Source organism: Prevotella sp. KH2C16 (assembly GCF_900113305.1).
Taxonomy (GTDB): Bacteria; Bacteroidota; Bacteroidia; order Bacteroidales; family Bacteroidaceae; genus Prevotella.
Map to the genome: position 1 here is coordinate 36,944 of NZ_FOOW01000010.1, position 12,375 is coordinate 49,318.

10 protein-coding genes are annotated in these 12,375 nt (G+C 48.3%); 5 read left to right on the top strand and 5 right to left on the bottom strand.

Annotated elements, in window-relative coordinates; all coding sequences use genetic code 11:
* Window positions 1-193 precede the first annotated feature (193 nt).
* The 5 genes from BM114_RS08265 (at window position 194) to BM114_RS08285 (ending at window position 8,885) form a co-directional block, all read left to right on the top strand.
* A complete protein-coding gene (locus tag BM114_RS08265; RefSeq protein WP_092112333.1) occupies window positions 194-1,234 on the top strand; it encodes a glycoside hydrolase family 130 protein in 1,041 nt (346 codons plus the stop codon).
* Window positions 1,235-1,241: 7 nt separating this feature from the next.
* On the top strand, window positions 1,242-2,498 hold the full coding sequence (locus BM114_RS08270) for an MFS transporter (protein WP_092112335.1): 1,257 nt from the start codon (window positions 1,242-1,244) through the stop codon (window positions 2,496-2,498).
* A 135-nt stretch (window positions 2,499-2,633) separates the two neighbouring features.
* Window positions 2,634-4,244, top strand: a complete 1,611-nt coding sequence (locus tag BM114_RS08275; protein ID WP_255406473.1) for a hypothetical protein — start codon at window positions 2,634-2,636, stop codon at window positions 4,242-4,244.
* Between the two features lie 31 nt (window positions 4,245-4,275).
* The gene (locus BM114_RS08280) at window positions 4,276-7,314 is read left to right on the top strand and encodes a SusC/RagA family TonB-linked outer membrane protein (protein ID WP_255406470.1); all 3,039 of its coding nucleotides are present in this window, start codon (window positions 4,276-4,278) and stop codon (window positions 7,312-7,314) included.
* A gap of 20 nt (window positions 7,315-7,334) precedes the next feature.
* Window positions 7,335-8,885 (top strand): RagB/SusD family nutrient uptake outer membrane protein, encoded by a 1,551-nt coding sequence (locus BM114_RS08285; RefSeq protein WP_092112340.1) that lies wholly within the window; start codon window positions 7,335-7,337, stop codon window positions 8,883-8,885.
* A gap of 311 nt (window positions 8,886-9,196) precedes the next feature.
* On the opposite strand, the gene BM114_RS08290 is transcribed toward BM114_RS08285, so the two are convergent.
* The 5 genes from BM114_RS08290 to BM114_RS08310 form a co-directional block, all read right to left on the bottom strand.
* Window positions 9,197-9,691 (bottom strand): Lrp/AsnC family transcriptional regulator, encoded by a 495-nt coding sequence (locus BM114_RS08290; protein WP_092112342.1) that lies wholly within the window; start codon window positions 9,689-9,691, stop codon window positions 9,197-9,199.
* A 125-nt stretch (window positions 9,692-9,816) separates the two neighbouring features.
* Window positions 9,817-10,272, bottom strand: a complete 456-nt coding sequence (locus BM114_RS08295) for an ExbD/TolR family protein (protein WP_092112344.1) — start codon at window positions 10,270-10,272, stop codon at window positions 9,817-9,819.
* Entirely contained in the window at window positions 10,269-10,799 is a 531-nt protein-coding gene (locus BM114_RS08300) for an ExbD/TolR family protein (protein WP_092112346.1), read from the bottom strand. The genes BM114_RS08295 and BM114_RS08300 overlap by 4 nt, the downstream gene beginning before the upstream one ends.
* Entirely contained in the window at window positions 10,796-11,305 is a 510-nt protein-coding gene (locus BM114_RS08305) for a hypothetical protein (RefSeq protein WP_092112348.1), read from the bottom strand. The genes BM114_RS08300 and BM114_RS08305 overlap by 4 nt, the downstream gene beginning before the upstream one ends.
* The gene (locus BM114_RS08310) at window positions 11,302-12,144 is read right to left on the bottom strand and encodes a MotA/TolQ/ExbB proton channel family protein (protein ID WP_092112350.1); all 843 of its coding nucleotides are present in this window, start codon (window positions 12,142-12,144) and stop codon (window positions 11,302-11,304) included. The genes BM114_RS08305 and BM114_RS08310 overlap by 4 nt, the downstream gene beginning before the upstream one ends.
* Window positions 12,145-12,375 lie beyond the last annotated feature (231 nt).

Below are 12,375 nucleotides of genomic sequence, written 5' to 3' on the forward strand. Positions count from 1 at the left end.
TATTTTATATACGAACATATGGGCAAATTTAATAGTTTTTTGTATATTTCCGTTTCAAACCAGTCTATTAAGGTTTACTTTTCGGAAAGAAACCCCTATATACAACTTTGAACATAAGGTATACTTCTATGTTCTGTTTTTAGTCCTATATTTGCCACAAAATCAAAAACTTCTAACCCAATAACTGAAATTTATGGATATAGCAAAAAGAGACAGTCTGAATCCTGTTTTGAGACCAAGAGATTTCCGTCCGGCCATTGAAGGAATGGAAATAGCATGTCTTCTCAATCCGGGTGTTTTTAAAATCAATGGGAGAACAGGATTATTGATACGAGTGGCAGAGAGGCCGACCCAACAGACAGGAAAGATTAGTTTCCCTATTTATACGGGAGACGGGTTTAAAGTGCTCGAGTTTAATCAGGACGACCCGGAATTGGATGCCTCTGATCCGCGCGTAATCAAATATAAAGGAAAGGATTATCTGACCACCTTATCCTATCTACGCTTTGCTTTTAGTGATGACGGTGTCCATTTCTACGAGAATCCGGATTATCCGCCAATCTTTGGAAGCCGCCCGTCTGAATCTTTCGGAATAGAAGACTGCCGTGTGGCGACAATGGACGACGGCTATTACCTGACTTTTACGGAAGTATCCCCTGTTGCGGTAGGCGTCGGCATGATGCATACGACAGATTTCAAGAACTTTGTTCATGAAGGAATGATTTTCCCGCCACACAATAAGGATTGCGCTTTCTTTGAAGAAAAGATAGGCGATAAGTATTATGCCTTCCATCGCCCAAGTAGTCCGGAACTCGGTGGCAACTATATGTGGATAGCTGAGAGCCCGGATCGCGTTCATTGGGGGCGCCATACCTGTGTGGCAACAACGCGCGAGGGGCATTTCGACAGTGCGCGTCTTGGGGCGGGGGCATCTCCCATCAAGACCGCTGACGGATGGCTTGAAATCTATCATGGGGCAACGGCCGAGAACAGATATTGCCTGGGAGCGATGCTTCTGGATTTGAGCAATCCTACTCATGTGCTGGCGCGTAGCGAAGAGCCCATCATGGAACCTGTCGCACCGTATGAGCAGACGGGCTTCTTCGGCAATGTGGTATTCAGCAACGGCCAGATTATTGACGGCGACACCATCCATATATATTATGGGGCAAGCGATGAGGTAATCTGCAAGGCAGAGCTGTCAATAGCGGAAATTCTGCGCTCTTTAAAATAGGCTGGTCATGAATCGATTAACAAAGGAATTACAGTTCTTCCGTAGTCAGGAGCATAACATGAAGGTCCTCTTGCTGACCAACATGATTTATGCGTTCGTTCTGCCCGTGGTGGAAATCTTTGCCGGTGCGTATGTAATGCGTAACACCAATGATCCGGCCATGGTGGCATATTACCAACTGGCCATGTATGTAGGCGTAGTCTCCACCTCATTGGTCAATGGACTTTTATTGAAATTGGTAAAAATCAAGATACTCTATGCTGCCGGCATCCTTATCAGTGGTGTTTCACTTGGCGGTATGATGCTCATTACGAATCTGGGCTTTGTCGAGTTAGGCCTTGCCGGCTTCCTCTTAGGTGCGGCCTCAGGTTTCTTCTGGACGAACAGATACCTTCTTGCGCTATACAACACAGACGATGGGAACAGGAACTATTATTTTGGATTGGAGTCTTTCTTCTTTTCCGTTGCAAATATTACGGTTCCATTGGTAATTGGCGCATTCATTGGGGGCTTGGACGGTATGAAGCTCTTGGGAACCACATTCGATGCAAACTTCTGTTACAAGATAGTGATGGTGGTCGTCGTGCTTATCACGATAATTTCCGTATCAATCCTCTGGCGCGGGAATTTTGTAATGCCGAAAGATACAAGTTTCATCCATTTCAGATTTCATGTATTATGGCGCAAGATGCTAACCCTTGCTTCCCTGAAAGGCATGGTACAGGGCTTTCTTGTTACAGCGCCAGCCATTCTGGTAATGAGATTTGTGGGCGAAGAAGGTGCTCTCGGCACAATACAGGGCATCAGTGGAGCCTTAACCGCCATCTTGGTTTATGTGCTTGGTCGCATAGCCCGTCCTCAAGACCGTTTATGGATATTGTTAGGAAGCGTATTGGTCTTCTTCGTCGGTACATTATTCAATGGTCTTCTTTTCTCTGCAATAGGCGTTATTATGTTTGTTCTCTGCAAGGTTATCTTTCAGCCACTATTCGATTTGGCTTATTACCCCGTCATGATGAAGACCATTGATGTAGTAGCGAAAATCGAAAAACGGAATGAATATACTTACATAATGACCCATGAAGTCGGTCTGTTTTGCGGGAGATTTCTCGGATTAGGGCTGTTTATCTTGCTGGCATATCTTGTGTCTGAAGACTTCGCATTGAAATATGCCCTCATTATAGTGGCTGGCCTACAGACCCTGACCTATCCCTTGGCTAAAAACATTACTAAGTCGTCTGATGAATACGCTAAAAATCTTTAATATATGAAAAGGAGAAAGGAACTTTTGATTTTTTTGTTGGTTTGCTCGTCGTTGTGGGCAATCAATGTAAATGCGGGCAACAAAGTATCTTTGGGGAAGCCTGTCCGGCAAGTTTCGATTTCAAGGATTGACCAAATGCCCGATATGCCAGAGAGTTATGAGATGCTTGACTGGAAGGGAAAGGCTAAAAAGTTTGATGCCTATGTCTTTGACTGGCACAATCAAGGAAAGACCGGACCGCTTATCTGGAAGGATGATGTGCGGCGTAATGTCAACCAAACCACCTTTGGACTTTATACGGCTATCGGTGATATCCGTCAGGGACCGATGCATAACGGAGGAGAATTCCACGAGTCGCTCAATTCTCTTGCTGCCTTGTTAGGTGCCGGACTGGTCGGCATAGACAAGACAAATCAGGATGGTTATAACTATGTGAAGATGGTGCAAAACTTCTTTAATAGTGATAATGGCTGGAATATCATTATGAATAACACCAATCCGCAGGTGGCCAATCTCGGCGGGGGCTATGGGCGTGACTGGTGGTATGATGTTCTTCCCAATGCCTTGTATTATGCCATGAGTGATGTCTTCCCCAATGTGGAAGGGTCAGAGCAAATCATGCGCCAAATTGCCGAGAAGTTTACCCAGGCCGATTCTGTTCTGAATGGCAACTATGACTATTCTTATTTCGACTATGGGAAACTTTGTGGCGGGAGAAACCATATCCCTTATCAGCAAGATGCTGCCGGAGGTCATGCCTATGTCTTGCTTTCTGCTTATAAGAAGTTTGGTGATAAACGCTATTTGCAGCATAGCGAAAGTGCCATCGAGGCATTGCTCGGCCAGAAAGAAAGCCGTTTCTATGAAGCCTTGCTGCCATTAGGCGTTTATGTTGCGGCCTATTTGAATGCGACGGAGGGAAAACACTATGACACCCATAAACTCTTGGATTGGGTATTTGATGGATGTATGAGTGATTCCGGGCGTAAGGGCTGGGGCATCATTGTCGGTAAATGGGGCAAGTATGATGTGAGTGGTTTGCAAGGAAATATCCTTGATGGGGGTGGTTATGCATTCCTTATGAACAGTATCAAGCCTGCCTGGCCTTTTGTTTCGATGGTGAAATATGAGCCTCAGTTTGCTACGGCCATCGGTAAATGGATGCTTAATAACGCAAGTGCATGTCGTCTGTTCTTTCCAGGTAATATTGATCTGAAGAATCAATGGGCACCTGAATTCCGGGATCTGACAGACAATAATATTGCCTATGAGGGACTTCGCAAGGCCGATGACTATGGTAAAGAATCATTGAAAGGTGTTTCACCCGTAGCTATTGGCGACGGACCGAAGTGGATAGAAGGCAATCCCACCACGAGTATGTTCAGTGTCTATAGTACATCGCCTATAGGCATTCTGGGGGCGATTGTGGATACAACAGATGTAAGAGGTATTTTGAAGCTCGACTGCAATGCCACTGATTTCTTTTCTGTACGCCCTTATCCTGTATATCTATTCTATAATCCATATTCAGATAATAAATATGTTACCTATCATGCACATGGCAAATGCGATTTGTATGATGTCGTGGGGCAATGTTATGTGGCAGAGAATGTCGCAAAGGATCGGAAGATTATGATTCCTGCTAAAAAAGCCCGCTTGATATATGAATTGCCGGCAGGAACAAGGCTGAGCAGGAAAGGCAATAGTATCGTTGCAAACAAGAAATATACAATTTTCTATAAATAACTAAAATCTTTAATCTATGGTAAAAAAATTAATGACATTCTTATTTGCCTTGATATTTACGGCATCAGCGTATGCCCAGCAAGGCAAGACTATTAGTGGAACTGTCTATGACAATAGTACAGGTGAACCACTAATTGGCGCGACCGTGCGTGAAACCGGGACCTCGAATGGAACCGTAACTGACATTGACGGACACTATCAGTTAACACTCAATTCCAATCAGATTACAATTTCCTATGTAGGTTATGAAACGACAGATATTAAGATACTTAAAGATGGTCGTTACGATGTTCGTCTTTTGTCTGACAATATGATGGATGAAATTGTCGTCGTTGGTTATGGCACGCAACGCCGCAGCGACTTGACGGGGTCTCTTTCTTCCGTTGGCGAGAAGGATTTCAAGAACTATGCTACTTCCAATGTATCCAATCTCCTGGCGGGTAAGGCCGCAGGTGTGTTTGTCAGCACGAGTTCCGGACAGCCGGGTTCTGATGCCGTAGTTCGCGTCCGTGGCTTGGGAACTGTCAACGATAATAATCCCCTTTATGTCGTCGATGGTCAGTTCATGGATAACATCAGCAGCCTGAATCCTGCCGACATCGAGCGTATTGAAGTGTTAAAGGATGCATCGGCAAGTGCAATCTATGGCTCTCGTGGTTCTAATGGTGTAATCCTTGTTACAACTAAGGGTGGATTGAAAGAACAAACATCCATAACTTTGGATGCGGCCATAGGTGTTCGAAGCAGTTATAAAGCTCTCGACATGATGAATAGTGAGCAGTATTATAACTTTATCACGACGGCTTATGGAAATGATCCTACTTTCGACAAGACGCGTTTCACTAATCAGTACAAGAAAGGCTATAGCACCGACTGGTGGGATGAGGCTACGCACAATGCGGTCAACCAGAATTATAATTTGAGCGTACGCACGGGTAACGAGAAATCTCGTACGGCTTTCAGCTTAGGTTATGTTGATGAGGATGGTGCTATTATCGAGACTGGTTTTAAGCGTGTTTCCGCCCGGCTCAATCAAGAGTATGATTTGAATAAGTATGTAACGATAGGCGGGACGGTGAATATTGCTAAGATGACCAAGCGCGACTCCGGTAGTCTGCCTTCGTTTGACTTTATCCAGAAGGCTGATCCTTTCACTCCCGTTATCAATCCCTTGGTTGATCCCTCTTCGGAGAACTATGAGTATAACAAGTGGGCACCTACAGAGTGGTCTTTCGATCCTAATCCCGTGTCTATCTTGAAACTGAACGACCGTAAGAACGAAATGTTTAATGTGTTTGGCAATGTGTTTGCGAAGATAAACTTCACAAAAGACTTGTACTATCGGATTCAGTATAGCTTTGAACGCAACAGCGACACCTTTAAAGGATTCGTACCTATCTATACAGCGACATTCTCTGATGATATGCTTGGTAATCGTGAAAGCAAGTATAACACAGAAACGCAGATGTCTCATAATACAAATACGGTCAAGAATTACCTCGTCGAACAGCGTTTGAATTACACCCACAGCTTCGGCCTCCACCATTTGGATGCCATGGTAGCCCTGACCTACGAGAAGAACAGTTTCGAGGGCCTCAATGCTTTCAAGCGTCATGCTCTGGGCAATGATGAAATCTATCGTGTGCTTAGCGCACAAACAGCCGGCGACAAGACATCTGGCGACAAGGAGACAACTTCCATGCTTTCTTATCTCGGCCGTATCAATTATTCTTATGACGACCGCTATCTGGCCACGGTCAATTTCCGTGCCGACGGCTCTTCCCGTTTTGCCAAGAACAATCGCTGGGGCTATTTCCCTTCGTTCTCTCTCGGTTGGCGCATCAGCAACGAGAAGTTCTTCCAAAATTCCAAGCTCAGTTCCGTCGTTGATAACATGAAGCTGCGTCTTGGTTGGGGACAGAACGGCAATCAGCGCATAGATGCCAATGCCCCATTGACACTTATCGGTACCGATAATGAGAAGAAGTGGTATTTCGGTAATGGCTGGTCTCAAGGTTATATCCCCACCTATCAGGGCAATTCTGAAATCAAATGGGAAACCAGCCAGCAAACCAATATCGGACTGGATGTAACGATGTTCCATAACGCACTTGAGTTCTCACTCGATTATTATATCAAGCAGACCAAGGATATGTTGCTCAATATGCCGATTCCTTCTTTCGGTGCCTTTCCCAATAGTCCGTTCTTCAATGCGGGAGACTTGCGTAATAATGGATTTGAGTTCGTAGCCAACTATCGGAATCATCTTAATGATTTCAACTATTTTGCTGGCCTTAACTTCTCTACATATAAGACAACTGTAACCAAGTTGACTTCCGAGTATCTCACGGGAGCCGTCAGTCGTACTTATGAAGGAGGTCCCATCGGTCGTTTCTGGGGTTACAAGCAAATTGGCATTTTCCAGAATCAAGCCGAGATTGACGGTTATGTAGATAACGACGGCAATAAAATTCAGCCTAACGCCCATCCGGGGGACTTCAAGTTTGCCAAGTTGGGCAAGTCGGGCGCATTGAGCGACGACCAGGATCGCACTTTCATCGGAGATCCGAATCCGGATTTGATTTACGGTTTCAACCTGGGCTTCGAGTATAAGGGCTTTGATTTTACCGCCGCTTTCCAGGGAACCATCGGCAACGACATTTATAATGCGGCAAAGGGAACCTTGTCCATTCCCGGCTATCAGAACGCCTTGGCCGATGCCTATACAAATGCTTGGAAGCAGGAAGGCGACCATGCCACTTATCCGCGCATAACGACCAATAACGACAACAACAACTACCGTGTTTCTTCCTTCATGGTTGAAGACGGCTCTTATCTCCGCTTGCAGAATCTCCAGATTGGCTATACATTGCCCAAGAGCCTCATGGCCAAGTTGAACTATATGAAGTCGGCTCGCATTTATATTTCGGCTCAGAATCTCTTCACGCTTACAGGATACAGCGGACTTGATCCGGATCTTGGTGCTGGAAGCCCACTTGATATGGGATATGACAACACGCGCTACCCGTCTTCCAGAACTTTTATGTTCGGTGTTAATCTTCAGTTTTAAGAAACTTAGAATCATTTGATATGAAAAAGATATTTTATGGCATTATCGGTCTTATAGCAGCATTCTCCCTGACGGCTTGCAGCCTTGATGAACCGACATATGCAAAGACTACCAGTGAAAATTTCTATAAGACGCAGTCGGAAATAGAAGAAGCCCTTACCGGGGCGTATCTTCAACTGCGTACCACTTGGAATGAATATGCACTCAACTTCTATTTCGTGGGAGACTGTTCCACGGACGATGCCTTGAAAGGAAGCACCGACGGCGACCGCGCCGAAGTGATGGAACTTCAGAACTTTACGGTCTATTCAACGAATGGCGAGGTCGGCCGCAGATGGGAAATCCTCTACCGGCTTATCAATCGTTGCAATGAAGTCATTGCCCACGCTCCCTCCGCTCAGGGCGACAAGGAGATCCTGACTCGCTATGCCAATGAGGCCAAGGCCTTGCGTGCGTTTGGCTATTACAGTCTTGCAAGCACTTTCGGCGGCGTTCCCCTGCTCACTGTGCCGCTGGATCCGAAGGCCATCCTCAAAGTTCCCCGTGCGTCGATCGAGGATGTCTATGCACAGATCATACAGGACTGTACCGATGCCTCTGCCTTACCTGCCAAGGGCTCTTATAGCGAGGCAGAGCAATACCATGTTACCCGCGGCTTTGCCAAGACCATGCTGGCCAAAACTTATATGTTTAAGGGCGACTATGCAAATGCCGAGAAGGTGTTGCATGAAATCGTAGAGACTGACAAAGACTACGCATTGCTGTCTGATTATGGCCTCAACTGGACAAAAGAAAACGAGAACAGCTCCGAGTCTGTGTTCGAACTGCCCAACCAACTCTATGACAAGACCGTCGCAACGGGCACCAATGTGCCTCATTTCTTCACCAGCCGCGATGTGCCAGGCTATCAGGGCTATGGCTTCCATGTGCCGACGACCGACCTGTTTAACGCTTTCGACAAGGATGATCCCCGGCAGACCTATGTGTTTACCCGTACGGGCGATCGCTACAAGGGCGACTCGCGGGCGCAGGACAACCATCAGTCTGCCACCGGTTTCCACGACTATAAGATGACGGTTCCCGCAGTAGAAAAGGCTGGTTTTGATGTCTGGATGATCAGCTACAACATTCGCCTCATCCGATATGCCGATGTACTCTTGCTCTATGCCGAGGCTTTGAATGAAAACAACAAGCCGGCTGAGGCTCTTAAATACCTGAATATGGTTCGCCGCCGGGCACGCAACACGAACCCGATGGATCCCCGCAAGGATCTTCAGGCCTATGTTCCGCCTACGGGCCCCAATACTTTGCCCGACATTACTGAGACCAACCAGAAGGCTTTGCGTGAGATTATATGGCATGAGCGCCGCGTGGAACTGGCAATGGAAGGCTGGCGCCGCGACGATCTGATGCGGCAGCACCGCTTCGGCGAGGTGATGCGTGCCTATGCGGCCAAGTATAATGTCCAGAAAGGCCGTGATTTCAAAGACGACCGCGATTATCTCCTGCCCATTCCGCAGGGAGAAATCGACAAGAGCAACAATGTGCTTGTCCAGAATCCGAACTATTAATCCCGGCTGTCGGGCGGGTGCTTTGTTGCCCCGAGCATAGAGCGGAGTCTTTTCACCCCTCAGGTTATGTCTTCATCTATTGGGAACATAGCTTTGAGGGGTTAAAAGATAAGCCGCCTTCAGGCTGACAAAATCGGCGAGATTGTCCGGCAAAATCGGCGATTTTGTTCCATGATTTCGCCGATTTTGCCAGCCTGAAGACGGCTTATCGCCCTGCGGGGAACTGCCGGCAGCCGGACGAGGACTAAACAAAGGCCTCCCAAAAGCATGATGCTTTTGGGAGGCCTCTGTTCATTCTCTCAATCAGGATTCTATTCTTCCTCGCCTTCTTCCTCTTCCAGTTCTGCTTCCGGAATCGGCAGCTGACGGTCGATAACGGCGTTGAAGGACACGATGGTCTCGCTGCGGGAAAGACCCAGCGGCTGCAACCGGTCGTGGATAATGTTGAGCAGATGATGGTTGTTGCGGGCATAAATCTTGATAAACATATCGAATCCGCCCGTGGTATAATGGCATTCCGTAACCTCGGGAATGTTGCGAAGCTTCTCGACTACATCGTCGAACGACTCCGGATCCTTAAGATAAAGACCGATGTAAGCGCAGGTTTCATACCCTATCGCTTCCGGATCGATGATGAACTGGGAGCCTTTCAATACGCCCATCGCCCTCAGCTTGGCGATACGCTGATGGATTGCCGCACCGCTTACATCGCAGGCGCGGGCTACTTCAAGGAACGGAACGCGGGCATCTTCTGCCACCATTTCGAGTATTTTCCTGTCTAAAGAATCTAATTTATGACTTGCCATATGATTACTATTTTACATGCAAAGTTAATGTTTATAATTTATAATTGCAACTTTTCATGGTTTTTTCTTACAAAATTATTGCTTTCTTTGAAAAAACAAGTGGCAGGACACGAAAAGCGAGGCCCTTAACGGGGTGCTTTCTCCTGGTCGGCAGAATAGCTTATCTTCAAGGCTCCCGCACGGCGAAGAGCCTGCTTGACATCCGTAATGACGCCCATCTTCGTCTTCCGGTCAGCCTTCAGCGATACGGTCATCAGTTCTTTCTCCTCCGGCGACAAATGAGAGACCACGGATTTCATGTACCGCTCTATCTCGTCCAGCTGCACATATCTGTCGTTCATCTGGATGACCGTGCCGCCGTCAGCGCCCAGGGGGGTGCCTATATAAATATGTGTAGCCACCGATTTCTTGACCAGCCGGGTGAGCTCCGTGCCCTGAGGCTGCCGAAACTGCACCCTCACGGTCTCAGTACGCATGTGGGTTACGATCATGAAGAAGAACAGCACCGTGAAGATAAGGTCGGGCAAGGAGGCCGTATTCAAGGAGGGCACTTGGCGGTCGATGCGTCGGAACATGCTCATCGCCCACCTCCTTCCTGTGTGCCGTTATAGGCTTCTGCCACGCGCTGCGGCCAGTCGGCCTTGATGCTGTCGCGCTCGGCAGAACCCAGCTCGGCATACGGCCGGCCGTATTTCCGCTCCGAAGCCCGGTCCCTGACCCGCCGATAGGCTCGGAGAAGCAGGTTCTGTAATTGGAAATAGCTGTCGTAGGAGGCCTCGGGCGAGGTATCGATGGAGATGAGATGCCGCTTGCCCAGCCGACCGACGAAGTCTTCCACCCGCAGGGTGGCCTCAGCGGCCGAGACGGGCTTTCCGTCTAACAAGAGCGAGTCGCCGCCGGTGATGCGGAAGCTGAGCAGTGTGCCCTTCTCCACATCCGTCTCCACCTGTTCCTCCTGATTGTCGGCCGGCGGCAGTTGGCGCACGATTCCCTTCTCTAAATCCATCGATGTGGTAACCAGGAAGAATATCAGCAACATGAACGAGATGTCTGCCGTAGAGGTGGTATTCAGCCCCGGGACTTCATGCCTGCGCCTTCGGAAATTCATCTGCGCTCCTTTCTGTAATACCGCGTGGCGCCATACAGCACGGCAATGACGGCCATCACGATGAGAACCAATGAGGTATTGATAAACATGTCGGCCGTCCTGAGCCACAACGCCTCGGTGAAACGGCTTCCGTTGATGAGCAGTCCTTCTGTCGAGGCCAGCATAAAGGTGGAGAGAAGCAGGAGTGCCGTAACGCCGATGATGGCAAGGGCTATCCGGCGGACGGGTATCCCGTTGCTGACGGCCTCGCCCTTACCGGTCTTGCGAACGGTCTTCGCTATGGCGGCAACGGCCACACCGACGGCGACCAGCAGGAAAACCGCCATCAGGAAAATGACGCCGTCGGTGAAAACCGGGGCATTGAACGACGGGTCGGGCAGGTAAGGCATGTAGAATCCCACAAGATAGAACAAAGCAAAGACCACTGCCACGAGCCCCGTCAGCACATAGAGCACGCGCGAGGAAATCTTCTCCGCCGAGCAACCGTGTAGTTTTCCCTTCTTCATTTCCCAAGTTTCTTCTGCTGAATGGCATCGAGCAACGAGATGGCCGACTCCTCCATCTGAGCCGTGAGGTGGTCGATCTTCGAGAGAATATAGTTGTAGAACACCTGCAGAATGAGGGCTACGATGATACCGAAAATGGTTGTTATCAGCGCCACTTTCATTCCCGAGGCCACGATAGTGGGACTGATGTCTCCTGCCATCTGAATCTGGTCGAAGGCCATTACCATGCCTATGACGGTGCCCAGGAAGCCAAGAGACGGCGCGATGGCAATGAAAAGGGTAATCCACGAGCATCCCTTCTCCAGATTGGCAGACTGCACGGAACCATAAGAGGCTATGCTGCGCTCGATGGTCTCTATCGACTCGTCAATCCGGAGCAGCCCCTGATAGCAAATGCTCGCCACCGGACCTCTCGTTTCCCTGCACTGGCTCTTCGCCCCCTCGATGTCGTCGGCGGCTATCTTGTCCTCTAAATCAGCCACGAACTTCTTGGCATTGATTTCCGAAAGACTGAGATAAATGATGCGTTCGATACAGAAGGCAAGCCCCAGAACCAAGGCCAAGGCCACCAGCGACATGAAACCGGCATTGCCCTCAATGAACTTTTTCTTCAAGGCCTGATGGAAACCCGTGGTCCCGCCGCCAATCATTGCCGTGTCTGCATCCTCCGTGGCAACGGCGTCCAGCTGTTGCGAAAGGGTGGAATCTATCCCCATTGCCTGAACCACTCTGCCTGCAGAGGCCGCAGAATCATCCTGTGCCTGCACCCGAAGGGCAGACAGAAGCACCACGGCAATGAGAAAAGACTTGAACGACAACCTGTTTATCAGCTTCTTCATAATCTATTTTTCCGTTCTTAATCCGGCAGGGGCTTCTCTGGAAAACATCCCACACCGGCCGAGAGTGCAAAAATAAGCTATTTCCATTGAAATGCCAAGCGGATTTGTATAATATTTCTAAAAAACGAATCGATGGCAATTGCACCATCCAGAAAGAAGTCTGATTATTCCCCACCGCCGCTCATAAATTAGACAATTTATAAATTGCAAAAATATTCTCGCTATTTTTGG

Bases quoted from the DNA above. Each gene is read 5' to 3' on its own strand.
- BM114_RS08295 (WP_092112344.1), bottom strand. From the start codon at position 10,272: ATGAGCATGTTCCGACGCATCGACCGCCAAGTGCCCTCCTTGAATACG.
- BM114_RS08305 (WP_092112348.1), bottom strand. From the start codon at position 11,305: ATGAAGAAGGGAAAACTACACGGTTGCTCGGCGGAGAAGATTTCCTCG.
- BM114_RS08270 (WP_092112335.1), top strand. From the start codon at position 1,242: ATGAATCGATTAACAAAGGAATTACAGTTCTTCCGTAGTCAGGAGCAT.
- BM114_RS08280 (WP_255406470.1), top strand. From the start codon at position 4,276: ATGACATTCTTATTTGCCTTGATATTTACGGCATCAGCGTATGCCCAG.
- BM114_RS08265 (WP_092112333.1), top strand. From the start codon at position 194: ATGGATATAGCAAAAAGAGACAGTCTGAATCCTGTTTTGAGACCAAGA.
- BM114_RS08290 (WP_092112342.1), bottom strand. From the start codon at position 9,691: ATGGCAAGTCATAAATTAGATTCTTTAGACAGGAAAATACTCGAAATG.
- BM114_RS08285 (WP_092112340.1), top strand. From the start codon at position 7,335: ATGAAAAAGATATTTTATGGCATTATCGGTCTTATAGCAGCATTCTCC.
- BM114_RS08300 (WP_092112346.1), bottom strand. From the start codon at position 10,799: ATGAATTTCCGAAGGCGCAGGCATGAAGTCCCGGGGCTGAATACCACC.
- BM114_RS08310 (WP_092112350.1), bottom strand. From the start codon at position 12,144: ATGAAGAAGCTGATAAACAGGTTGTCGTTCAAGTCTTTTCTCATTGCC.
- BM114_RS08275 (WP_255406473.1), top strand. From the start codon at position 2,634: ATGCCCGATATGCCAGAGAGTTATGAGATGCTTGACTGGAAGGGAAAG.